This is a genomic window from Streptomyces sp. NPDC034111, from assembly GCF_055575375.1.
Window position 1 is genome coordinate 47,040 of sequence record NZ_JBVIST010000027.1, and the last position, 22,072, is coordinate 69,111.

The 22,072-nt window shown below is 71.3% G+C and carries 26 protein-coding genes and 1 riboswitch; of the genes, 10 read left to right on the plus strand and 16 right to left on the minus strand.

Translation table 11 applies throughout. The features are described 5' to 3' along the window. Positions 1-22: 22 nt before the first annotated feature. The 5 genes from ACZ55A_RS35055 to ACZ55A_RS35075 form a co-directional block, all read right to left on the minus strand. The gene (locus ACZ55A_RS35055; protein WP_468848869.1) at positions 23-1,042 is read right to left on the minus strand and encodes a hemolysin family protein; all 1,020 of its coding nucleotides are present in this window, start codon (positions 1,040-1,042) and stop codon (positions 23-25) included. Beyond that, positions 1,039-2,382, minus strand: a complete 1,344-nt coding sequence (locus ACZ55A_RS35060) for a hemolysin family protein (RefSeq protein ID WP_468848871.1) — start codon at positions 2,380-2,382, stop codon at positions 1,039-1,041. The genes ACZ55A_RS35055 and ACZ55A_RS35060 overlap by 4 nt, the downstream gene beginning before the upstream one ends. Before the next feature lie 238 nt (positions 2,383-2,620). Then, on the minus strand, positions 2,621-3,115 hold the full coding sequence (locus tag ACZ55A_RS35065; RefSeq protein WP_468848954.1) for a GNAT family N-acetyltransferase: 495 nt from the start codon (positions 3,113-3,115) through the stop codon (positions 2,621-2,623). Beyond that, the gene (locus tag ACZ55A_RS35070; RefSeq protein WP_468848873.1) at positions 3,112-4,002 is read right to left on the minus strand and encodes an LLM class F420-dependent oxidoreductase; all 891 of its coding nucleotides are present in this window, start codon (positions 4,000-4,002) and stop codon (positions 3,112-3,114) included. Before ACZ55A_RS35070 ends, ACZ55A_RS35065 begins: the two co-directional genes overlap by 4 nt. 183 nt (positions 4,003-4,185) lie before the next feature. Beyond that, positions 4,186-5,673 carry an APC family permease gene (locus ACZ55A_RS35075; protein WP_468848875.1) on the minus strand — a complete coding sequence of 496 codons (1,488 nt, stop codon included), beginning with the start codon at positions 5,671-5,673 and terminating at the stop codon, positions 4,186-4,188. A gap of 139 nt (positions 5,674-5,812) precedes the next feature. Here ACZ55A_RS35075 and ACZ55A_RS35080 point away from each other — a divergent pair, with 139 nt between their 5' ends. Both ACZ55A_RS35080 and ACZ55A_RS35085 read left to right on the plus strand, forming a co-directional pair. After that, on the plus strand, positions 5,813-6,088 hold the full coding sequence (locus ACZ55A_RS35080) for a toxin-antitoxin system HicB family antitoxin (protein ID WP_468848877.1): 276 nt from the start codon (positions 5,813-5,815) through the stop codon (positions 6,086-6,088). Next, positions 6,085-6,456, plus strand: coding sequence for a fic family toxin-antitoxin system, toxin component (locus ACZ55A_RS35085; RefSeq protein ID WP_468848879.1), 372 nt, complete (start codon positions 6,085-6,087; stop codon positions 6,454-6,456). Before ACZ55A_RS35080 ends, ACZ55A_RS35085 begins: the two co-directional genes overlap by 4 nt. A gap of 28 nt (positions 6,457-6,484) precedes the next feature. On the opposite strand, the gene ACZ55A_RS35090 is transcribed toward ACZ55A_RS35085, so the two are convergent. Further along, a complete protein-coding gene (locus ACZ55A_RS35090; protein WP_468848880.1) occupies positions 6,485-7,156 on the minus strand; it encodes a class I SAM-dependent methyltransferase in 672 nt (223 codons plus the stop codon). Between the two features lie 42 nt (positions 7,157-7,198). Continuing rightward, a complete protein-coding gene (locus tag ACZ55A_RS35095) occupies positions 7,199-7,966 on the minus strand; it encodes a class I SAM-dependent methyltransferase (protein ID WP_468848881.1) in 768 nt (255 codons plus the stop codon). A gap of 163 nt (positions 7,967-8,129) precedes the next feature. Between ACZ55A_RS35095 and ACZ55A_RS35100 the strand changes: the two genes are divergently transcribed. Further along, on the plus strand, positions 8,130-8,558 hold the full coding sequence (locus ACZ55A_RS35100; protein ID WP_468848882.1) for a hypothetical protein: 429 nt from the start codon (positions 8,130-8,132) through the stop codon (positions 8,556-8,558). Positions 8,559-8,645: 87 nt separating this feature from the next. Here ACZ55A_RS35100 and bioD read toward each other — a convergent pair whose 3' ends face one another. The 3 genes from bioD to bioB are packed head-to-tail and all read right to left on the minus strand — an operon-like array spanning position 8,646 to position 11,815. After that, a complete protein-coding gene (bioD, locus tag ACZ55A_RS35105) occupies positions 8,646-9,347 on the minus strand; it encodes a dethiobiotin synthase (protein WP_468848884.1) in 702 nt (233 codons plus the stop codon). Positions 9,348-9,360: 13 nt separating this feature from the next. Further along, a complete protein-coding gene (locus tag ACZ55A_RS35110; RefSeq protein WP_468848886.1) occupies positions 9,361-10,665 on the minus strand; it encodes an adenosylmethionine--8-amino-7-oxononanoate transaminase in 1,305 nt (434 codons plus the stop codon). After that, positions 10,658-11,815: a biotin synthase BioB gene (gene bioB, locus ACZ55A_RS35115; protein WP_468848887.1), complete on the minus strand. Its 1,158-nt coding sequence runs from the start codon at positions 11,813-11,815 to the stop codon at positions 10,658-10,660. Before bioB ends, ACZ55A_RS35110 begins: the two co-directional genes overlap by 8 nt. Positions 11,816-11,994: 179 nt before the next feature. Between bioB and ACZ55A_RS35120 the strand changes: the two genes are divergently transcribed. Beyond that, entirely contained in the window at positions 11,995-13,221 is a 1,227-nt protein-coding gene (locus tag ACZ55A_RS35120; protein WP_468848889.1) for an 8-amino-7-oxononanoate synthase, read from the plus strand. Positions 13,222-13,483: 262 nt separating this feature from the next. Further along, positions 13,484-13,912: an ATP-binding protein gene (locus tag ACZ55A_RS35125; protein ID WP_468848891.1), complete on the plus strand. Its 429-nt coding sequence runs from the start codon at positions 13,484-13,486 to the stop codon at positions 13,910-13,912. Between the two features lie 20 nt (positions 13,913-13,932). Here the strand turns inward: ACZ55A_RS35125 and ACZ55A_RS35130 are convergent, their stop codons facing one another. Then, a complete protein-coding gene (locus ACZ55A_RS35130; RefSeq protein WP_468848892.1) occupies positions 13,933-14,862 on the minus strand; it encodes a LysR family transcriptional regulator in 930 nt (309 codons plus the stop codon). 72 nt (positions 14,863-14,934) lie between these two features. Here ACZ55A_RS35130 and ACZ55A_RS35135 point away from each other — a divergent pair, with 72 nt between their 5' ends. Continuing rightward, positions 14,935-15,615, plus strand: coding sequence for a LysE family translocator (locus ACZ55A_RS35135; protein ID WP_468848893.1), 681 nt, complete (start codon positions 14,935-14,937; stop codon positions 15,613-15,615). A 52-nt stretch (positions 15,616-15,667) separates the two neighbouring features. Here ACZ55A_RS35135 and ACZ55A_RS35140 read toward each other — a convergent pair whose 3' ends face one another. The 4 genes from ACZ55A_RS35140 to ACZ55A_RS35155 all read right to left on the minus strand — a co-directional run bounded on the left by ACZ55A_RS35140 (position 15,668) and on the right by ACZ55A_RS35155 (position 17,837). Beyond that, positions 15,668-15,856 (minus strand): hypothetical protein, encoded by a 189-nt coding sequence (locus ACZ55A_RS35140; protein WP_468848895.1) that lies wholly within the window; start codon positions 15,854-15,856, stop codon positions 15,668-15,670. A 74-nt stretch (positions 15,857-15,930) separates the two neighbouring features. Continuing rightward, on the minus strand, positions 15,931-16,404 hold the full coding sequence (locus ACZ55A_RS35145; protein ID WP_468848897.1) for a C40 family peptidase: 474 nt from the start codon (positions 16,402-16,404) through the stop codon (positions 15,931-15,933). Positions 16,405-16,408: 4 nt separating this feature from the next. Continuing rightward, a riboswitch (cyclic di-AMP (ydaO/yuaA leader) is annotated at positions 16,409-16,595 on the minus strand. Positions 16,596-16,887: 292 nt separating this feature from the next. Beyond that, positions 16,888-17,196, minus strand: coding sequence for a hypothetical protein (locus tag ACZ55A_RS35150; protein WP_468848898.1), 309 nt, complete (start codon positions 17,194-17,196; stop codon positions 16,888-16,890). Between the two features lie 5 nt (positions 17,197-17,201). Beyond that, positions 17,202-17,837 (minus strand): ATP-dependent Clp protease proteolytic subunit, encoded by a 636-nt coding sequence (locus ACZ55A_RS35155; RefSeq protein WP_468848900.1) that lies wholly within the window; start codon positions 17,835-17,837, stop codon positions 17,202-17,204. 58 nt (positions 17,838-17,895) lie between these two features. On the opposite strand from ACZ55A_RS35155, the gene ACZ55A_RS35160 reads away from it, so the two are divergent. Further along, a complete protein-coding gene (locus tag ACZ55A_RS35160; protein ID WP_468848902.1) occupies positions 17,896-18,210 on the plus strand; it encodes a type II toxin-antitoxin system Phd/YefM family antitoxin in 315 nt (104 codons plus the stop codon). 38 nt (positions 18,211-18,248) lie between these two features. Here ACZ55A_RS35160 and ACZ55A_RS35165 read toward each other — a convergent pair whose 3' ends face one another. Next, entirely contained in the window at positions 18,249-19,193 is a 945-nt protein-coding gene (locus ACZ55A_RS35165) for a M28 family metallopeptidase (RefSeq protein WP_468848904.1), read from the minus strand. A gap of 527 nt (positions 19,194-19,720) precedes the next feature. On the opposite strand from ACZ55A_RS35165, the gene ACZ55A_RS35170 reads away from it, so the two are divergent. Genes ACZ55A_RS35170 through ACZ55A_RS35180 form a run of 3 tightly spaced genes read left to right on the plus strand, consistent with a single transcriptional unit; the run spans position 19,721 to position 22,066 of the window. Next, positions 19,721-20,023 carry an urease subunit gamma gene (locus tag ACZ55A_RS35170; RefSeq protein ID WP_468848906.1) on the plus strand — a complete coding sequence of 101 codons (303 nt, stop codon included), beginning with the start codon at positions 19,721-19,723 and terminating at the stop codon, positions 20,021-20,023. A gap of 17 nt (positions 20,024-20,040) precedes the next feature. Then, positions 20,041-20,352 carry an urease subunit beta gene (locus ACZ55A_RS35175; RefSeq protein WP_468848908.1) on the plus strand — a complete coding sequence of 104 codons (312 nt, stop codon included), beginning with the start codon at positions 20,041-20,043 and terminating at the stop codon, positions 20,350-20,352. Continuing rightward, the gene (locus ACZ55A_RS35180; protein WP_468848910.1) at positions 20,345-22,066 is read left to right on the plus strand and encodes an urease subunit alpha; all 1,722 of its coding nucleotides are present in this window, start codon (positions 20,345-20,347) and stop codon (positions 22,064-22,066) included. Before ACZ55A_RS35175 ends, ACZ55A_RS35180 begins: the two co-directional genes overlap by 8 nt. Positions 22,067-22,072: the final 6 nt, after the last annotated feature.

Sequence of the window (22,072 nt, forward strand, 5' to 3'; positions counted from 1 at the left end):
CGCCTGGGGCGGCGCCCCCTCGTCAGGCCGCGGGCCGCTGGAGCACCAGCTCCGTCAGTACGTCCTCCATCGTCACCAGCCCGGCCAGCCGGCCGTCGTCACCGATCGCCGCGGCCAGATGCGTACTCGATCCGCGCATCGCCGTCAGCACGTCGTCCAGCGGTGTGGCGGCCTTGACGCGGGCGATCGGGCGCAGCGCCGCCACCGGGAACGGCACCTGGCGCGGGGTGGCGTCCAGGGCGTCCTTGACGTGCAGATAGCCCAGGATGCGACGGGTTTCGTCGACGACGGGGAACCGGGAGAAGCCGGATTCGGCGGCCAGTTGCTCCAGCCCCTCGGGGGTGATCCCCATCCGCGCCGAGACGACGTTCTCGACCGGCAGCACCACATCCCGCACCGGGCGGCGGCCCAGCTCCAGGGCGTCCCGCAGCCGTTCCTGAGCCCGCTCGTCCAGCAGACCGGCCTCCCGGGAGTCCTCGACCATCTTCGCGAGCTGGGCGTGCGAGAAGGTCGAGGCCACCTCGTCCCTGGTCTCCACCCGCAGCAGCCTGAGCAGTCCGTTGGCGAAGGCATTGACCGTGAAGATCACCGGGCGCAGCGCCTTGGCCAGCGCGACCAGCGGCGGTCCGAGGACCAGGGCGGTGCGGACCGGCTCGGCGAGGGCGACGTTCTTCGGCACCATCTCGCCGAACAGCATGTGCAGATACGTGGCCAGGGACAGCGCGATCACGAACGAGATCGGGTGGATCAGCGCCTCCGAGATGCCTACCGCATGGAACACCGGCTCCAGGAGGTGCGCGATGGCCGGCTCGGCAACCGCGCCCAGCACCAGCGTGCACAGCGTGATGCCCAGCTGCGCGGCCGCCAGCAGGGCCGAGACATGTTGCAGACCCCACAGCACACTGCCCGCCCGGCGGTCCCCGCGCTCGGCGTACGGCTCGATCTGGCTGCGGCGCACCGAGATCAGCGCGAACTCGGCGCCGACGAAGAAGGCGTTGACGACCAGCGTCAGCAGGCCCACGAACAGCTGGAGAGCGATCATCGGCCGGCCCCCGTCTCCCGCTCGGCGGAGCTGCCCGGCAGCGGGGCGTGCAGCAGCACCCGCGCCGCACGATGGCCGGAGGCGTCCAGCACATCCATCGACCAGCCGGCCAGCTCCAGCCGGTCACCGGCGGCCGGTATTCGGCCCAGCTCGGTGGCGATCAGACCGGCAAGCGTCTCGTACGGGCCCTCCGGCAGCCGCAGGCCGATCCGCTCCAGCTGGTCGGTGCGCGCCGCGCCGTCGGCCTGATAGACCTCGCGGCCCTCGGCGTCCGCGCCGGCCGGCGCCAGGTCCGGGTTCTCCAGCGGATCGTGTTCGTCACGGACCTCGCCGACCACCTCCTCGACGATGTCCTCCAGCGTCGCGACACCGGCCGTACCGCCGTACTCGTCGATGACCACGGCCATGGTGCGCTTGCCGGACAGCCGGTCCAGCAGCCGGTCCACGGTCAGGGTGGTGGGGACCAGCAGCGGTTCGCGCAGCAGCTCGGAGACCGGGTGCCGGGGGCGGCGCTCGGCCGGGACGGTCAGCACGTCCTTGATATGGGCCACGCCGACGACGCTGTCCAGGCTGCCGCGGTAGACGGGGAAGCGGGACAGCCCGGTCGCCCGGGTGGCGTTGGCGACGTCCTCGGCGGTGGACTGCACCTCCAGCGCGATCACCTGCACCCGCGGCGTCATGACGTTCTCCGCGGTCAGATCGGCGAGGTTGAGGGTGCGGACGAACAGTTCGGCGGTGTCGGCCTCCAGCGCGCCCTCCTTGGCGGAGTGCCGGGCCAGCGCCACCAGCTCCTGGGGGCCGCGCGCCGAGGCCAGCTCCTCGGCGGGCTCCAGCCCCATCCGGCGGACCGTGTGGTTCGCGGTGTTGTTGAGATGCCGGATGAACGGCCTGAAGGCGGCACTGAAGCCGCGCTGGGCGGTGGCGACCTTCTTGGCGATGACCAGCGGGTTGGAGATGGCCCAGTTCTTCGGGACCAGCTCACCGACGACCATCAGGACGACCGTGGAGAGCACCGTACCGAGGACCAGGGCCAGCGACTCCGCCGCCGAATGCGGCAGGCCCATCGCCGTGAACGGTCCGGCCAGCAGGGTGGCGATGGCCGGCTTGGAGAGCATGCCGATGACCAGGCCGGTGACGGTGATGCCGAGCTGGGCGCCGGAGAGCTGGAAAGTGAGACCGCGGACCGCCTTGAGGGCGCTGTCCGCGCCCCGTTCGCCGCGCTCGGCGGCGCGTTCGAGGTCACTGCGCTCGACCGTCGTCAGCGAGAACTCCGCCGCGACGAAGACACCACAGGCCAGGGTCAGGAGGAGCGCCACGCCCAGGAAGAGCAGGTCGGTCATCGAGTCACCTCCGTCCCATGATCGAACAGGATCGGGAGGTTCGCGCTATGTCGTCGCACGGTTCGACAACTGGGAGGCTCGCCCATGGCTGGACGCTCACACACCTTTCACTTGGTTGGCGGAGACACCATGGTAAAGGATCAGCAAAGTTGCGGGTAAGGGAAGAGCCCGCCCAGTAAAGGGACGGGCTCTCGGGTTGCGGCGGGCGCCGCGCCGGCCAACGGCTGCCGCGCTCGGTTCAGCCGAGGTGCTTCACCCAGCGGCTCCACTGCGGCTCGGGCGCATAGCCCGCCGCCCGCCACGCATGGTGCGCAGGCTCATTGCGGTCCAGCACCATCGCATCACCGCGCCGGCCGCCCAGCCCGCGGAACCGCTCCTCGGCGGCGGCCAGCAGGGCGCTGCCGATGCCCTGCCGGCGGCGGTCGGGGTGGACCGCCAACCGGTAGAGATGGCAGCGCCAGCCGTCGAAGCCGGCGATCACCGTGCCCACCAGTTCCCCGTCCCGCTCGGCCAGCAGCAGTGAGGCGGGGTCGTGGGCCACGAGGCGCGCCACACCGTCGCTGTCATCGCTGATGCTGGTGCCCTCCGCGGCGGTCTTCCAGAAGGCGAGTACGGCATCGAGATCGGCCGGCGTCCCGGCCCGGACCTGAAGATCGCTCATGCCGCGATCCCACCACCGGGCCGAACGCCATGTCGAACGGTTTCCCGCCGGACGCCACCACGCCGCCGTCAGCTGCCCTTCAGCTCCTCCAGCACCGGCGCGAACGCCTCCAGGAACGGGTCCAGCACGGTGATGTACGAGAACCCGAACCGCTCACGGCGCTCCCGCAGCTGCTCGGCCATCTGCTGCGGCGTGCCGATCAGCAGCGTCGGCGCGTCCAGCACCTGCTCCTCGTCCAGCCCGATGCCCCGCGCGGCGAGTTCCGCGGCGACCGCCCGCCGGTCGTCGGTCACCAGCACCTGCTGGACCAGGATGTTCAGCTCGGCGGGCGCCGGGCGGTCGGCCGCGTACTCCTGGTACCTGGCCACCGAGGCCGCCAGCTCGTCGGCGGGCAGCAGCTCCAGGGTGCCCTCCGGCTTTCCGGGCACCTGCCGGCCGCCGGTGAACGCCGCGATCTCGGCGTGCCGGGCCGCCAACCGCAGCATCCGCGGGCCGTTGCCGCCGATCAACAGCGGTGGCCGCGGCCGCTGCGCAGGCTGCGGCAGATGACCGGGATCGCCCAGCAGCCGGTCCAACTCCTCGACGGTGCGGGCGAGATGGTCCACCCGCTCACCGGGCGAGCCCCAGGGGAGCCCGGCCGTCTCGTGTTCGGCACGGACGTAGCCCGTTCCCAGTCCGAGCTCCAGCCGTCCGCCGGTGAGCGCGTCGGTGGTGGCCACCTCGCGGGCCAGCAACGCCGGGTTGAAGAACCCGGCGTTGAGCACGAAGGTGCCCACCCGCGGGCGCTCGGTCGCCTCCGCCGCGGCGATCAGCGCGGGGAACGGCGCCGGCATCCCCAGATGGTCCGGGACCAGCAGGACGTCATAGCCCAGCGCCTCGGCGCGCCGGCACTTCTCGCGCCATGCGGCCCCCGTATCGATGGTGAGCATATTGATGCCGAAGCGGAACGGACGTGCCATGAGGCCCCCTTGAAGAACGCGAGGTCGGTGTCGATGCCGGCCGGTCTCGCACCGTGGCCGGTCTCCGCCCCCGCAACCATGATCCATCCGAACACCCGTGGCCGGCGCCGCATTCCCGCAACGGCCTTCTCCCCAGCGACTGTTCCGTGCGGACCGCTCCCGAGGGGCCGCTGTGGTGGCTGACTACAGGGGCGGCCCGGGCTGGTCGTGTGGTGGCTGGGTGCGCCTGCGCTGGGTCAGATATCCGGCGGCGGCGATCGCCAGCAGCAGGACGACCGTGCCCAGCGTGAACGTCTCGAAGGTGAACCGGGAGACGCCCCAGGTCGCCCGGAAGTCGTACGCGATGCCGACGGACTGCTCCAGCGTGCCGGGGAACAGCGCCACCCAGGAGCCGAGCAGGATCCACGCGTAGACGAGCAGGTTCGCGCAGATGAAACCCCAGGCGCCGAAGGGGACCCGGTAGGGGCGGGGCACCTCCCGGTGGCGCAGCCGCAGTGCCAGCAGCGAGGGGATCACGGCGATATAGGACAGCAGCAGCGTGGTGATTGCGACCGTCAGGACCACACCGAAGACGGCCGAGGCGTCACCGCTCGCCAGATTCATCGCGGCGGCCATGAAGACGGTCGCGGTGATGCCGGAGAGCAGATTCATCCGGACCGGTGTGCCCAGTCGCCGGTGGAAGACGCCCAGGCCCCGGCTGAAGAACCCGCCGTCGGCGGCCGCCATCGCCTGCATCCGGTCCGCGACGATCATCCAGGCGCTGCCCTGAGTCAGCAGCGCCACCGCGAACAGCACGGCGACGAAGGTCAGCAGCGGTCCGCGCCAGCTCCCGTAGATCCCGAAGACCAGCCGGGCGGCATCCATGAAACCGCCGACGCCGGTGATCCGCCCTCCCGGGGCGACCGAGAGGATGGCCGCCACCGGCAGCAGATAGCAACAGGTGGCGACGGCACCGGACACCGCGATCGCCACCGGCACATCGCGCTGCGGATCGAGCATCTCGTCGCCCGCGGCGTTGGGCGCCTCGAACCCGACGAACGCGAACAGCAGGACCGGCACCAGTGACAGGAACCCGGCGCCGGACGGTGCGAACGCGGCGCTCTCCAGGCCGCGGAAGCCGTGCTGGATGCCGTACGCCAGCGCCGTGGCGGTGAAGAAGGCCAGCGCCAGGACCTTCGCCCCGGCCCCTGCCGTGGTGATCCACTTGCCGCGCCGCAGCGAGACCACCGCGGTCAGGATCGCGGCCCAGATGAAGACCAGTTTGAAGGCGTAGTCGGCCACCGTCCCCGCACCGAGCGGGAAGACGAACCGGTCCCAGGCCTCCGCCGCCAGGAACACCAGCGAGCCACCGAGCCAGACCGGATTGGTGACCCAGTAGAACATCGTGGTCAGTGCCGCCGCCGGCCGGCCGAACGCCACCTCGACCCACACATACGGGCCGCCCTCCTGCGGGAACGCGGCTCCGGTCTCGGCGAACATCAGGGCGTACGGCAGCAGAAACGCCACCGCGAGGACCGCGATCCAGGTGACCGCCTGACCGCCGCCGGCGGCGATCTGCCCGATCACGTCGAAGGAGATCACGGCGGCGACGCCCATCGCCATGATGTCGAAGCGGCGCAGACTGCGCCTCAGATTCGGGACGGCGGCAGGAACGACGGCAGGGACGGACACCGCGGTGGTCCTCCTCTCAGGACGGATCACATCGTGCGGCATCCGCTCCGGCGGCACCGGCAGCGGCGCGCGGGCCCCGCGTCCGTGATCCGGACGGCGCTGCTTGCCGGTGCTAGCGGCCGCGCGCTAGCTTGGAGGGGTGGCGAAGACACAGCTGAACGTCCGGGTGGACGAGGCCACCGCCGAAGCGGCGCGGGAGCGCGCCCTCCAGCGGGGAGTGAGCATGAACCGCTATATCGAGGAGCTCGTCCTGAAGGACGCCGGCGAGGTCGGACAGACCTTCGTCGAGGCCGCCTCGGACTTCATGAAGCAGTACGAGCGGGTCTTCGCCGAGGAATTCGGCCTGGAAAAGGGCGGCACCCCCGCCCGTACCGCCCCCACCGGCAACCACGAAGGACTGCCGGGCGCGACGTGACGCTGCGTATCGACCTCGCCTGGCTCCTACTGATCGCCGAACAGCACACCCCAGGAGACCCCCAGGTCACCGACTGGGGTGCCCTGGTGGCCGCGGTCAGCCGCCATGAAGCCGAGATATTCGGCGTCCCCGTCTACCCCGACCCCCAGGAGCGCGCCGCCGCCCTGCTCCAACTCCTGCTCCAGGTACCGGCGTTGGAGCGCTCGAACGCGATGTTCGCCACCGCCGTCGCCTACGGCTACCTCGTCGCCAGCGGCCTGAAGCTCGCCACCTCACCCGAACAGGTCCGCGACCTCGCCCGCCTCGTCAAGGAAGGCACGACGGACGTCCACGCGATCGCCGACGAACTGCGCACCTGGACGGTCTGACCGGCCGGGCGGCGCGGCGCCCCACCGCTCAGTCGGCCGGGCGCAGCGCCGTACCCAGCACCGCCGGGGACGTCGGCAGCGTCGGTCCGCGCTCCGGGACCTTCAGCCGCCGGACCCGCAGCACCTCGAACCCGGCCGTGCGGATCTCGCCCAGCGGATCCCGCCAGGTGTGACAGCCGCCCATCAGCAGCGGCCAGACCGTACGGTCCAGTGACCACTGCACCGCCGCCAGCCCGCGCCCCGCGGCCCGCCCGTGCTCGAAGAACAGCAGCTCACCGCCGGGGCGCAGGACCCGCCGCAGCTCCGCCAGCGCCCGCCGGGGATCGCGTACCGAACAGAGCACCAGCGAGGCCACCGCGGTATCGAACGCCTCACTCTTGACCGGCAGCGCCTCGGCCACCCCCGGCACCACATCCACCGGCACCCCGGCGTGCGCCCCCGCGGACCGGGCCACCTCCCGCAGCGTGGCCTCCGGTTCGATCGCCACCACCTCCGACACCGAGCCCGGATAGTGCCGGAAGTTCAGCCCGGTGCCCGCACCGACCTCGATGACCCGGCCGGAGGCGCCGGTCAGCAACTCCTTGCGCAGCCGCGCGACCCCCGCCCGCGCGTCCGCGGCCGGCCCGCAGCAGTTCGCATAGAAGCGGGCGAACACGGGGTGGTGCACGGTGTCCTGCGGAACTCCTCTGCGCCGCCACATGACGGACCCCTTTCGCCCTGCTGCCCGATGCCCCTGGTGCTGTCAGTCTCCCCACCGGGGAGGGCGCGCCACTCCCGCGAGGGTGATGATCTCCGGGCTGTCCGCCGTGAGCGGGCTGCGGTCCCAGTCGCCGTACTGCTCCTCGACCGTCAGACCGGCCTCGTGCAGCCGGCGGGCCAGCGACGGTGCGTCGAGGAACCGCAGACTGCTCCAGCTCACCTGCGGTCGCTCCCCGTCCGGCCCGCTGAAGGTCTCCGAGAAGCGGACGACGTCCCCACATACCGGCGGCGCGACCTGATGGGCGACGCGCACCGTGACCCCGGCCGCGTCGGTCACCTCGACCGCCCGGTCCGGCGTCCACCGCTCCCACGGCCGGACCAGCGGATTACGGGTCTCGAAGGCGAACCGGCCGCCGTCCGCCAGCGCCGAGCGGATCGCGGCGAGCGAGCCGCGCAGCACCTCGTCCCCGACGAGGCACTGGAAGGCATGACCGGTCATGACGACCAGGTCGAAGGCGGCCCGGAACCGCGCGTCGCCGTCGAGGGAGACGGCGTCGCCGCGCACCCACTCGATGTCGGTGCGCCGCCGGGCGCGGGCGAGCATCGGCCCCGCCGGATCGAGGCCGCACAGCCGTCCGCGGTGACCGCGCTCCCGGGCGCGGTGCAGCAACGCGCCCGTACCGCAGCCGACATCGAGGACGGAGTCCGCGGCCCTCACGAGTCCCAGCATGAAGTCGTCGCCCGGGCCCCAGGGGTTGAGGAGGTCGTACCACTTGGCGAGGCCGCGATTGCCGTACGCGTGATCCACCATCCCGGCAGTGTGTCAGCAACCACGACAGCTCAACCTCCGGATTTCCCCCGGAAGATCACGTATGATCGCCAGTCAAACCGAACAACTGTCGCAGTCACCGCGCATGCGGAGAAACCTCCGCCGTACCGACCAAGGTGACCGCACAGGGGGGAAGGAACACTCGATGAAGTCCACCCATCTCCGGCGCCGTCTCGCCGGCACCGCCGCTGCCGCTCTCCTCGTGGGTGCCGGAGCGCTGGCCACCGCGCCGTCGGCCGCCGCCAAGGCCAACCTGCTGAACATCGGCAAGGTCTCGCTCCACGACACGGGCCTCCAGGTGAAGCTCACCTACTCCTGCGACACCGGCATGAACCACCAGCTGGTCGCCAACGCCACCAAGCTCAACACGACCGGCCACGAGGAGTCGATCGCGGCCGGCACCATCAAGAACGCCAAGCTCACCTGTGACTACAACGACCATGCGGCGCAGCTGACCCTGCGCACGGCCACCGGATCGCACTTCGCCAAGGGCGACAAGGTGAAGGTCACCGTCTTCTACTTCGACGAGGACGGGTTCAGCTACGCCAACCAGGAGACCGTCGCCGTTCTCTAGATCCCCTCCGGGGCCGGGCCGGAGCCTGGCCGTGGCCTGTCCGGTGGACCGGGTGCCGGTCCACCGGCAGGCCCTGGCCGGGCCGGCTCACGACGGCAGGGTGAACGCCCCCGAGCCGCCGAGTGCCGGCGCCAGCCAGCCAGGGGCCGCGGCCCGGAAGGCGCTCGGCGGCAGTCCGCCGGAGCCTTCCGGGATCAGGCCGAGGAGCGGCGCGCCCGCGGCCTCCGGAAGGTCCGTCAGATTGCAGCGGGACGCCAGATCGGGTGCGGACGGCCAGCTGCCGACGACGACGCCCGGGCAGTCGAGGCCATAGGTCCGCAGCGCCAGCGCGGTCAGCGCGGTGGCGTTGAGCGTGCCGAGACCGGCCTGGGCGACCACCAGGACCGCGGCGTCCGCCAGCCGCGCGGCATCGGCGAGCGTATGGCCGTCCGCATCGAAGCGTACGAGCAGCCCGCCCGCGCCCTCGACCAGCACCAGGTCGTGCGAGGCGGCCAGCTTCGCCGCGGCCTCGGCGATCTCCTGTGGGCCCACCGGCGGCAGACCGGCCCGCAGCGCGGCCGTCGCGGGCGCCAACGGCTCGGGATAGCGGGCGAGTTCGGCGGTGGTGACCGCTCCGGCCAGCCGCTCCACCTCCGCCGCATCGCCCCTCTCGTGCGCCGTGACGCCGGTCTGGGCAGGCTTGAGCACCGCCACCGAACGGCCCTGGGCGAGCGCGGCCGCGGCGAGCGCGGCCGTGGTCACCGTCTTGCCGATCTCCGTGCCCGTGCCCGTCACGAACAGCACCGACATCGCTTCGCTCCCCTCAGCCGGCGCGCGCCGCCGCGCACACCGCGGCGCAGATACGCGCCACATCGTCGTCGCCGGTGATGTACGGCGGCATCGTGTAGATCAGATCCCGGAACGGACGCAGCCAGACGCCCTCCCGGACCGCGGCCCGGCTCGCGGCGGCCATGTCCACCGGGTGGTCGAGCTGGACGACACCGATCGCTCCGAGGACGCGCACCTCGCGCACCCCGGGGAGGTCCGCGGCCGCAGCCAGCCCCGTCCGCAGTCCGGTCTCGATCCGCTTGACCTCCTGCGCCCAGTCCTGCGACAGCAGCAGCCCGATCGAGGCCTCGGCGACGGCCGCGGCGAGCGGGTTGCCCATGAACGTGGGCCCGTGGGCCAGCACCGGCAGCTCCCCGCGGGAGATCCCGTCGGCAACCTCCGTCGTGCACAGCGTCGCCGCCAGGGTCAGATAGCCGCCGGTCAGCGCCTTGCCGAGACACATCACATCGGGGGCGATGCCCGCGTGCTCCGCGGCGAAGAGGGCGCCCGTACGGCCGAAGCCGGTGGCGATCTCATCGAGGACGAGCAGGACGTCATGCGCATCGCAGGCTTCCCGCAGCACCCGCAGATAGCCGGGGGAGTGGAACGACATCCCGCCCGCACCCTGCACCACCGGCTCCACGATCACCGCGGCCAGCTCATCGGCGTGCCGGCCGATCAGCTCACGCAGATGCGCCGCATACGCCTCGTCGGGCGCGGCCTCGAAGCCGGCCGGCGGCGCGTCCGCGAAGATCTGCCGCGGCAGCACCCCCTGCCACAGCTCATGCATCCCGCCGTCCGGATCACAGACCGACATCGGCTGCCAGGTGTCGCCGTGGTAGCCGCCCCGCCAGGTCAACAGCCGCTGTTTGCGGGGCTTTCCGACCGAGCGCCAGTACTGGAGGCACATCTTGACGGCGACCTCGACCGAGACCGAACCGGAGTCGGCGAGGAAGACATGCCGCAGCGGCTCCGGGGTGATGTCGACCAGGCGCTTCGCCAGGCGCACGGCGGGCTCATGAGTGAGCCCGCCGAACATCACATGGCTCATCCGCTCCAGCTGGCCGCGCGCGGCGTCGTTGAGCACCGGGTGGTTGTAGCCGTGCACCGCCGACCACCAGGACGACATGCCGTCCACCAACTCGTCCCGGCCCTCGGCCGGTTCGGCCAGCCGCAGCCGGACGCCGGACGCCGACTCGACCAGCAGCGGCGCGGCGGTGCCGGGCATCGGGCCGTACGGGTGCCAGACGTGCTGCCGGTCGAGCGCGAGCAGTTCGCGCGGCGCAAGCGGCTCAGGCATTGGGCGGCAGGTCGGTACCGGCGCCCCGGCGGCGCACCGCGACCAGGTCGCGGTGGGACTCGTCGGACGGCGCGGGGACGGTGGCGGCGGGTGCCGCACAGCCGCCGGCTGTGTCTTCCGCCGTCTGCGCACCGCCGCAGCCCTGCCTGCGGTGCTCGGGCAGCGTCGTGGTCTCCGCGCCCTCGACCTCGAAGCCGGCGTCCGCGATCATCGCCAGATCGTCCTTGCCGGCCTGGCCCTCGCTGGTCAGATAGTCGCCGAGGAAGATGGAGTTGACCAGGTGCAGGGCGAGCGGCTGGAGGCTGCGCAGATGGACCTCGCGGCCGCCGGCCAGCCGTACCTCGATGTCCGGGCAGACGAACCGGACCATCGCCAGGATGCGCAGCGCGCGCTGCGGGGTGAGGTTCCACTCCTTCGCGAGCGGGGTGCCCTCGAAGGGGATCAGGAAGTTGACCGGGACGGAGTCGGGGTCCAGCTCGCGCAGTGCGAAGACCACATCGACCAGGTCGGCATCGGTCTCGCCCATACCGGCGATCAGGCCCGAGCAGGCGGACATGCCCGCCGCCTGGGCCTGCTGCACGGTCGCGACCCGGTCCGAGAAGTCATGAGTGGTGCATATATCGCCGTATGTGGCTTCTGAGGTATTGAGGTTGTGGTTGTACGCATCGGCGCCCGCCGTGCGCAGCCGCTCGGCCTGTCCGTCGGAGAGCAGTCCGAGGCAGGCGCAGACCTCCACGCCCTCGTTCTGCTCCTTGATGGCGGAGATGGTCTCCGAGACCCGGTCCACGTCCTTGTCGGTCGGGCCGCGGCCGCTGGCCACCAGACAGACCCGCTTGGCGCCACCGGCCACCCCGGCGGCCGCTGCCTTGGAGGCGTCATCGGGCTTGAGCCAGGTGTACTTGAGGATCTCGGCCTTCGACCCCAGCCGCTGGGAACAGTACGAGCAGTCCTCGGGACACAGACCGGACTTGAGGTTGACCAGATAGTTGAGCTTGACCCGTCGCCCGAACCACTGGCGGCGCACCTTTCCGGCCGCGGCCACGACATCGAGCAGTTCGTCATCGGAAGTCGCCAGCACGGCCAGCGCCTCTTCACGGGTCGGCAACTCGCGCCGCAGTCCCTTGTCCACCAGTGTGTTCAGCAGGTCCATGGCGTTGATCCTGTCCTACGCCACCGCCCCCGGCCAAGGAGGATTCCCACAACGAGCGCCGATCGGGGTGTGTGTATCGCCACACCGTGACCGGGCGGAACGACCGCTAACGTCTATCGACAGCCCACAATCGTGGCCGAAATCAGCCCGCACCCGAGGCCGACCGACGAAGGACGCCGATGCCGCAGGACTCCGCCCCGCCGCTGCTCCGCGACGCCCCGCCCGCGCCCCCGGCGGAGCCCTCGGCCGCCCCCTCACCGAAGACGCACCGCGCGGCCTTCGACTGGATCGACGCGGCCCGGGCCGAGCGCCAACGGGCGGGCCTCGTCCGCGCCCTGCGCCCCCGCCCGGCCGTCTCCCCGCTGCTCGATCTGGCCAGCAACGACTACCTGGGACTCGCCCGGCACCCCGAGGTCACCCACGGCGCCGCCGAGGCCGCACACTGCTGGGGCGCGGGTGCGACCGGCTCCCGCCTGGTCACCGGCAGCACCGAACTGCACGCCCATCTGGAGGCGGAACTCGCCGCCTTCTGCGGCTTCGAGGCCGCTTTGGTGCTGTCGTCCGGATATGCCGCAAATCTCGCCGCCGTCACCGCGCTCACGGACCGCGCGACCCTCATCGTCTCCGACTCCGGCAACCACGCCTCCCTCATAGACGGCTGTCGCCTCTCCCGGGCCCGTACCGAAGTCGCCCCGCACGCCGACCCGGAGGCCGTACGCGCCGCGCTGACCGGCCACGACGGCCGGGCGGTCGCGGTCACCGACTCGGTGTTCTCGGTCGACGGCGATGCCGCACCGCTGCCGGCCCTCGCCGCGGCCTGCCGGAGCCGGGGTGCCGCGCTGCTCGTCGACGATGCACATGGCCTGGGCGTCCTGGGCGAGGGGGGCCGCGGTGCGCTCGCGGCTGCCGGACTGGCCGGTGACGAGGACGTGGTGGCCACCGTGACGCTCTCCAAGTCGCTCGGCTCCCAGGGCGGTGCGGTGCTCGGCCCGGCCCGGGTCATCGAGCATCTGGTCAACACCGCCCGGTCGTTCATCTTCGACACCGGTCTCGCCCCGGCGGCGGCCGGCGGCGCGCTCGCCGCGCTACGGCTGCTGCGCCGCGAACCCCGGCGCGCCGACCGTGCCGGACAGATCGCCCGCGAACTGCACGCCCGGCTCACCGCGGCGGGCCTGGCGGCGGTACGGCCGGACGCCGCGGTGGTCTCCGTACGGGCGCCCTCGCCGGAAGCGGCGGTCCGCTGGGCCGCCGACTGCCGCGCGGCCGGACTCGCGGTCGGCTGCTTCCGGCCGCCCTCCGTACCCGACGGGATCTCCCGCCTGCGGCTCACCGCCCGGGCCGATCTGACGGATAGCCAGCTCGACCGTGCGGTCGGGACGATCGTCGCCACCGCCCCGACGGACTGACGTGGCGGGGCGGCCGGGGTGCCCCCCTTGGCTGCCCACCGCCACGACCCCGTTCGCCCCAAATCCGGTCTCGCGTCGCAGAGTTCACCGCATCGGGCGATACATATCTGTATATGTTGGTGGATCGAGCGCCACACCGGCAGCATCAGTGGCACTCTGACGCACAGCAGAAGTCCGAGGCCGTATCGGGTTCCCGGGCGGCATGCCCGGCTCCAGGCCACCGGACCGGAGCCGGCCTCGGTGGGAAAGGGACGGCGTCGCGATGGCAGACCACCAGGAATCCTCACTCACTCTGCCGACCGACCCCGCCTCGGTCGTCCTCGCCCGCAGACACGCCCTCGCCGTGCTTGCCGCATGGGGTCTGCCCACCGATACCGAACTCGCCGACGCGATCCGCCTGATCGTCTCCGAACTCGCCACCAACGCCGTCCAGCACACCTTCGGCCAGTCCCCGACGTTCACCGTCGAGCTACGGCTCGACCGCGACGAGGTGCTGGCCGTCGGCGTCACCGACAGCCATCCGCGCCGCCCGCGCCGGCTGCCCGCGGCGGTCCAGCAGGACAACGGCCGGGGCATGGTGATCATCCGCTTCCTCGCCGCCGAGGCCGGCGGCAGACTGTCGGTCGTGCCCACCGCGTCCGGCGGCAAGACCGTCCGGATCACCATCCCGTGGAAGGTCGCGGTCGGCTGACGGCCCGTTACAGGAACCTTTCATCCCGGCTCGTCACGGGGCGGGGAGTGGCGGGCGAAGGCACCGCGCAACAGCGCGCGCAGGGTGTCCGCGGCCGGGGTGCCGCCGCCGGGACGATAGGCCACCGCGATCCGGCGGCGCAGCTCCGGCGGATCGAGCCGGCGGACGCCCAGCGGGGTCACCGAGCCCTCCGCCACCATCTCCGGTACCACCGCCACCCCCAGCCCCGCGCTCACCAGCGCACACACCACCGCATAGCTCGGCGACTCACAGCGCACCGCGACACTCGCCCCCGCGGCTGCCAGCGCCGCCTCCACCGCTCGCCGGTTCGGGTTCGCCGGGGCCATGCTGACCAGCGGCTGACCGGCCAGTCCGGCCAGCGGCAGCCGGCCGGCGGCCGCGGACAGCGCATGGCCGGGCGCCGTGACCAGTACCAGCTCCTCGGACAGCAACGGCTCCAGCGCCACCCCGTCCGGCGCCGGCATCGCCTCACCCGGTACGTACTCGTGCGTCAGCGCCAGATCGACCTCACCCACCGCCACCGCCTCGGCGGCCTGCGGCGGTACGTACTCCGTCACGCTCAGCTCCACATCCGGGTGCGCACGGCGGAACGCGCTGAGGGCGGGCGGCAGCAGATGCGTACCAGCGGTCATGAAGGTGCCGATCCGCAGCCGGCCGCCGGAGAGCCCGGCCAGCTGGGACAGCTCATGGCGGGCCTGCTCCAGCTCGTCGAGCACCCGTCGCGCCCGTACGAGCAGCAGCTCACCGGCCGCCGTCAGCCGCGCTCCGCGGTGGTGGCGCACCAGGAGCGCCGCCCCGGCCTCCCGCTCCAGCTTGGCGAGCTGCTGGGAGAGCGCGGGCGCGGTGTAGCCCAGCCGGGCGGCGGCCCGGGTGATCGAACCGGCCTCCGCCACCGCCACCAGAGCGGCCAGCCGCGTCGGGTCGTACATTCACCACCTCTTTAGGCCGCCCAAGAAGATTGCCAATACCCATTAAAGGCTCTGACCAGCGAAGCTGCTGCCATGGACGGACAGCTGATGGCCTTCACCGGGGTCGCCGCGGGCATGGTCACCCTGCCGGGCGCGGACTTCGCGGTCGTGGTGCGCAACGCCCTCGACTCGCGCCGGGCGGGGGTGGCGACCGCCGTCGGGGTCGCGGGCGGACTGCTGGTGCACACCGCGCTGGCGGTGGCCGGGCTCGCGGCCGTGCTGGTCGCCGTCCCCGCGCTCTTCGGCGCCGTCCAACTCCTCGGCGGCGGCTATCTGCTGTACCTCGGTGCCCGTGCCCTCCTCGCGGTCCGCCGGCCGGCCCCCGCCCCCGCGCGGCCCACGACCGACCCGGCCGCCGCACCCGACGGGACCGCCGCCCATGACAGCGCCCGACCGGCCACCGTCGTGGGCACCGCCCAGGGGCTGCGCCAGGGCTTTCTGACCAATGCGCTCAACCCCAAGGCCCCCGTTCTCTTCCTCAGTCTGCTGCCGCAGTTCGTGCCGGCCGGTCAACCCGCACTGCCCCGTACGCTGCTGCTCGCCACGATGATCGTGGCGATGGCGCTGGTGTGGTTCCCCGCGGTTGCGCTGCTCGTCGACCGGCTGGGTACCTGGCTGCGCCGCCCACGGGTCGCACGGGCCCTGGAGGCCACCACCGGCGGCCTGCTCACCGCCCTGGGCGGCGTGCTGCTCGTCGAACTGCTGCTCGCCTGAGCGCGGGCCCCGAGGAGCCCCGCCGGACCCGGCGGTGAGCGCCGTACGGTGCTCAGCCACGGCCGCCGTACGGCACCATCAGCACCTCGGCGCCCACCGGCACGAACCCGGCGGCCAGCATCCCGCGCACACTGCGGGCATTGCCCGGTGCCACCTGCGCCCACAGCAGCTCGCCCGCAGGTATCAGATGAAAACTTCCCCGCGCCGCGGCCGTCAGCCGCTTGCCCGGTTGCGAAGTCACTCCGTCAAATTACCGTGCGCCACTGACAATTGACCGGGCAGGGAGGTCCCCTGGTTCCGCACGCGGGGCGCAGGTCAGCGCACCCGGCCGTACAAGACCGTGCGGGTCCAGATCTTGTCCAGGCGGACGACCTCGCCGGTCTTGGGTGCGTGCCACATGAGGTCGCGGCCCGCGTAGATACCGACGTGGTAGATCCCGCCGGGGGAGTGGAAGAAGACCAGGTCGCCGCGTTTGCGGGCGGCCGGGGGCACATGGCGGGTGTGGCCGTACTGCGCTGCGGCGCTGCGGGGCAGGGCCCGCCCGGCGCGTTTGAACGAGTACAGCGTCAGGCCCGAGCAGTCGAAGCGGTGCGGGCCCTGTGCGCCGTACTCGTAGGGCGCACCCTGCTTGGAGGCCGCGACCCGCAGCGCATGGGCGGCGACGGACACGGCCTCGGCGTCCGGGGACGCTCCTGGGGTGAGAGTGGCCGCGCCGAGCGTGGCCAGTGTCAGAACGGAGACGGTGCCGGCGCGCGCCAGCAGACTCGGTGTATGCATGCGCACGGTCATGCGCAGACCCTTCGTCAGCCGCCTGCGAAGGAAGACCTGTCGGGTTCGGGCAGGCGAAGATGCCCGGCCGTACGTACGGCTTCACCCCAAGGAGTCCGTGACCTTGCGGGCCCGGACCCCGTCGTGCTCGGGTCCTCCGCTCCCGCCGATCCACCACGTCGACCGGACATCCGGCACGGCGGCGGGATTGGGCGCCCGTCCGGACCGCCCCGTCTCTTTGGCGGGGTCTTGTCGTCGAAGGGATCGTCACGCACCCACCGCCCGAATTCCGAGCTGAAAATGCCGTATGTGACATGCGCCACATTTGGTCTGAATGGTTAGATTTGTTCCTTCAGGTGGCGGGGCGGGGGGTGTCGCGGCCCTGGGACCTGGGGCGAAACATCAAGGCCCCCAGGAATTCTGTCCGCCCCGCGCAATTCGTCGCCTCCTCACAACGGGCGTGGACGCTACGCCGTCCGGGCAGCCGACGGCGCGCGTGTCGCGTCAGGATGACCTTGGCGGCGGCATCGTCACCAGCTCGGCCCGCCGCTCCCCGTCCAGCACCCGCAGGGCCTTGGCCAGCGTCTCGCGGTGGAACTCGCTCTCGCCCCGGTTGTGCATCAGCGTCAGCGCGTCGCGCAGTTCGGTCGCCTTGCCGACCAGCGCCTGGGCGGCGCGCAGACCGCTGTAGGTGTGGCCGCCGCGGGCCGGGTTGATCCGGCCGAGCAGGTCGAGCACCCCCAGATAACAGTCGATCAGCTCCCCCTCGGCGCGGGTCAGGGCAGGCAGCGGCGGCGGCTCGGGCGGCAGCATCGGGCTCACCGCGCGACGGGCTGGAGGGCCGACGGCTTACGGCTGCGGGTGAGCCCGTCGATCAGGCCGTACGCCTGGGCGGCCGGGGCGTCGAAGATCTTGTCGCGCTCGATGTCCGCGGCGATCCGCTCCCGCGGCTGTCCGGTGTGCCGGGCCAGCATCTCCTCCAGCATGTCGCGGCTGCGCAGCAGCTCCTCGGCCTGGATCTGCAGGTCGGTGGCCTGGCCTTCGACGGGTTCGCTGAGCGACGGCTGGTGGATCAGGATCCGGGCGCCGGGCAGTGCCAATCGTTTGCCGGGGGTGCCGGCGGCCAGCAGCACCGCGGCGGAGGAGGCGGCCTGCCCGAGACAGACCGTCTCCACGTCGCAGGACACAAAGCGCATCGTGTCGTAGATGGCGGCCATCGCGGTGAGCGAGCCGCCGGGGGAGTTGATGTACAGCGAGATGTCCCGCTCGGGCGCGGCGTGTTCGAGGTGGATGAGCTGTGCCATCACGTCGTTGGCGGAGGCGTCGTCGATCGGGGTGCCCAGGAAGATGATGCGCTCGCTCAGCAGCTTCGAGTACGGGTCCATCGTGTGCGTCCCCAGGGAGGTGCGCTCGGTGAACTCGGGCAGGACATAGCGGGCCGTCGGTGGCAGCATGACCGCTCCTCTCCTCGGTAAAAAATGTACAGGATGTACGTCCAGTTAGAATGGGAGCATGGCCTACGAAATTCCGGTGACGCAAGCCCGGGCCGAGCTGGCGGATCTGATCAACCGCGTCGTCTACGGCAGCGAACGGGTGGTCGTCACCCGCCACGGAAAGCCGCTGGTGGCGCTGGTTTCCGCCGCTGACCTGCAGCTACTCGAAGAGCTGGGGCGGCGTGAGGAAGGTGTTGAGGACGAGCAGGTGATCAGCACGGTCTCCACCGTGCGGCAGCTGCCGTCAGCTGCGGGCGAACGCCGGCGGTTCGGGATCGCCGCAGAACACCGCGACCCGGCCGCCGGGGACCGGCGACCGGGTCGCGAGAGGTGACGGTCAGCGCGCGCTGACCGTACGAGGGAGCGGGGCGGTCAGGAGCTGAGCTGCCACACCGCGTTGGCGATGGCGTCGGTGTTGTTGTCCAGCGCCTTGTCGTCGATGTTCTTCGAGGTGTCGCAGGACTGGTGGTAGCAGGCGTCGAACGGCTTGCCCGCCTCGCCGCCCCAGTTCTTCGCCTGCTCCTCGGTCTTGACGTAGTCCGCACCCGAGAAGAGGCCGCCGACCGGGATGCCGACCTCCTTGAAGGAGGCGTGGTCGGAGCGTCCGTCGCCCTCGGTCTCCTTCTCGGTGGCGATGTTCTTGGTGGCGAACCAGTCCTTGAAGACCTTCTCCAGGCGCTCATCGTCGTCGTAGACGAAGTAGCCCGGGTTCGGCGACCCGATCATGTCGAAGTTCAGATACGAGTCGATCTTCGACTTGTCGGCGCCGAGCTTGTCGACATAGGCCTGCGAGCCGACCATGCCGTCCTCTTCGTCGCCGAACCAGGCGAAGCGCAGGTGCTTGGTGGGCTTGAGGTCGGACTTGGCGACCGCGAGTGCGACCTCGAGGATGCCGGCCGAGCCGGAACCGTTGTCGTTGATGCCCGGCCCCTCGGCGACCGAGTCCAGATGGGCGCCGGCCATCACGGTCTTGCCCTCGTCGCCGCCCTTCCAGTCGGCGATGAGGTTGTAGCCCTTGGCGCCGTTGCTGTCGAACTCCTGGACCTGGGTGGTGAATCCGGCCTGGTCCAGCTTGCCCTTGATGAAGTCGACGGACGCCTTGTAGCCGGGCTTTCCGTGGGCGCGGTTGCCGCCGTTGGCGTCGGCGATCGACTGGAGCTGGTCCAGATGGGCCTTGACGGCCTTGACGTCGATGTCCGGGGCGGCCGCCGGCGCGGGGTCGGCGTGGGCGCCGGCCGCGGTGAAGAGGGTGGCGGCCAGGGCGGTGACGGCGCCGGTGGCCAGCGCGGCCCGGCGTATTCGTGCAGAACGAGACACAGTATGGCTCCGATACTGGTGTGGGGGGATTGTGCGGAGCTGATTTGACGCGCCCATGAGGATTGCGATCACTCTGAAGATCGTCAAGAGCCCATATCGGACAGGTGTGTTCGCCCAGTGGAGTACGTCCTGTTTGCGGCAAATGTGGTGAAGTGGCCGCGAGGTGGGCTGTCCGCTCTGCGGTGCGCGTGCGCCATGAGGGTGCGGAATTCGCCAGGCTTCTCCGTGCGCGGCCGAGGAGTTGTGGCGCATGGGATGACCCGGGGAATCGCATTGCCGGGCCGTAACGCGCGGTGGCGGCGCCGTGTTACATGAAGTGCAAAAACCGGGGTGGACGGGTCCCTGGCTGTAACGTCGCCGAAATCCCGCCGAACTAGCCTCCAGGTGTGGGGCGCTTGATGGCCAAGTGCTGGAAGCCGGTTTGCTCCTCCTTTAATTACTGCGTGGTACACCTATCGTCACGGGTGTGCCCACGCCCGTGACCTGGGCAAATGCGTCCCGGGCGGGAAGACTGTGAGGTGGAACGTATGCAACTGACCCCGCATGAACAAGAACGCTTGTTGATTCATGTGGCGGCAGATGTGGCCGAAAAGCGACGGTCCCGGGGGCTGAAGCTCAACCACCCCGAATCGATTGCGCTGCTGACCGTGCACATCCTCGAAGGCGCCCGGGACGGCCGTACCGTCGCCGAGCTGATGTCCTCCGGCCGCAAGGTCCTCACCCGCGACGAGGTCATGGAGGGCGTGCCCGAAATGATCCACGACGTACAGGTCGAAGCCACCTTCCCCGACGGCACCAAACTCGTCACCGTCCACGAACCCATCAACTGACGGCGGGAGAGCACACGATGATCCCGGGACAGATCCTCCACGTCGACGAGCCGGTGCGCCTCAACGAAGGCCTCCCCCGCACGCGTCTGACCGTCCTCAACGCCGCCGACCGCCCCGTCCAGGTCGGCTCCCACTACCACTTCGCCGAGGCCAACCCCGGCCTCGACTTCGACCGCGCGGCCGCGCACGGCAAGCGGCTGAACGTCCCGGCCGGCTCCGCCGTGCGCTTCGAGCCCGGTATCCCCACCGAGGTCGAGCTCGTCCCCATCGGGGGCAAGCGGATCGTCGCGGGGCTGCGGGGCGAGACCGGAGGCACCCTAGATGGCTGAGCTGACCCGCCAGGCGTACGCCGACCTCTTCGGCCCCACCGCGGGCGACCGGATCCGGCTCGCCGACACCGACCTGGTCATCGAGATCACCGAGGACCGCTCGGGCGGCCCCGGCCGGGCCGGCGACGAGGCCGTCTTCGGCGGCGGCAAGGTGATCCGGGAGTCGATGGGGCAGTCCCGCGCCACCCGCGCCGAGGGCACCCCCGACACTGTGATCACCGGCGCCGTGGTGCTCGACCACTGGGGCATCGTCAAGGCCGACGTCGGCATCCGCGACGGCCGGATCACCGCCCTCGGCAAGGCCGGCAACCCCGACACCATGGACGGGGTCCACCCCGACCTGGTCATCGGCCCCGAGACCGAGGTCATCGCCGGCAACGGCAAGATCCTCACCGCCGGCGCCATCGACACCCATGTCCACTTCATCTGCCCCCAGCAGGCGGACGAGGCGCTGGCCTCCGGCGTCACCACCCTGATCGGCGGCGGCACCGGACCGGCCGAGGGCAGCAAGGCCACCACCATCACGCCCGGGGCCTGGCATGTGGCCCGGATGTTCGAGGCGATGGACTCCCTGCCGGTGAACGTGGGGCTGCTCGGCAAGGGCAACACCACCTCGCTCGCCTCGATGCGCGACCAGCTGCGGGCCGGCATCCTCGGCTTCAAGATCCACGAGGACTGGGGCGCGACCCCCGCCGTCCTCGACGCCTGCCTGAACGTCTGTGAGGAGAGCGGCGCCCAGCTCGCGATCCACACCGACACCCTCAACGAGGCCGGATTCCTCGGCGACACCCTGGCCGCCATCGCCGGCCGCACCCTCCACGCCTTCCATGTCGAAGGCGCCGGCGGCGGCCACGCGCCCGACATGATCGCGATGGTCTCCGAGCCGAATGTGCTGCCCGCCTCCACCAACCCGACGCGGCCGCACACCGTCAACACCGTCGAGGAACACCTCGACATGCTGATGGTCTGTCACCACCTCAACCCCGCCGTCCCCGAGGACCTGGCGTTCGCCGAGTCCCGGATCCGGCCCTCCACCATCGCGGCCGAGGACATCCTGCACGACCTCGGCGCCATCTCGATCATGGCCTCCGACGCCCAGGCCATGGGCCGGATCGGCGAGGTGGTCATGCGTACGTGGCAGACCGCGCACGTCATGAAGCGACGCCGGGGCAGCCTGGCCGGCGACGGCGGCGCGGACAACCACCGTGCCCGCCGCTATGTCGCGAAGTACACCATCAACGCCGCGCTCGCCCAGGGCATCGACCACCTCGTCGGCTCCGTCGAGGACGGCAAGCTCGCCGACCTCGTCCTGTGGGACCCCGCGTTCTTCGGCGTCAAGCCGCAGCTCGTTATCAAGGGCGGCCAGATCGCCTATGCGCAGATGGGCGACGCCAATGCGTCCATCCCCACCCCACAGCCGGTCCTGCCCCGCCCGATGTTCGGCGCCACCGGCCGGGCCCCCGGCAGCAACTCGGTCAACTTCGTCTCCCAGCAGGCCATCGAGGACGATCTCCCCGAGCGTCTTCCGCTGGCGAAGCCGTACGAGGCGATCCGCTCCACCCGCGGCCTCACCAAGGCGGACATGCGGAACAACGACGCCCTGCCCCGGGTCCAGGTCGATCCCGACAGCTTCACGGTGACCATCGACGGCGAGCTGGTCGAACCCGCACCGGTCGCCGAACTCCCCATGGCCCAGCGGTACTTCCTCTTCTGACGGCCG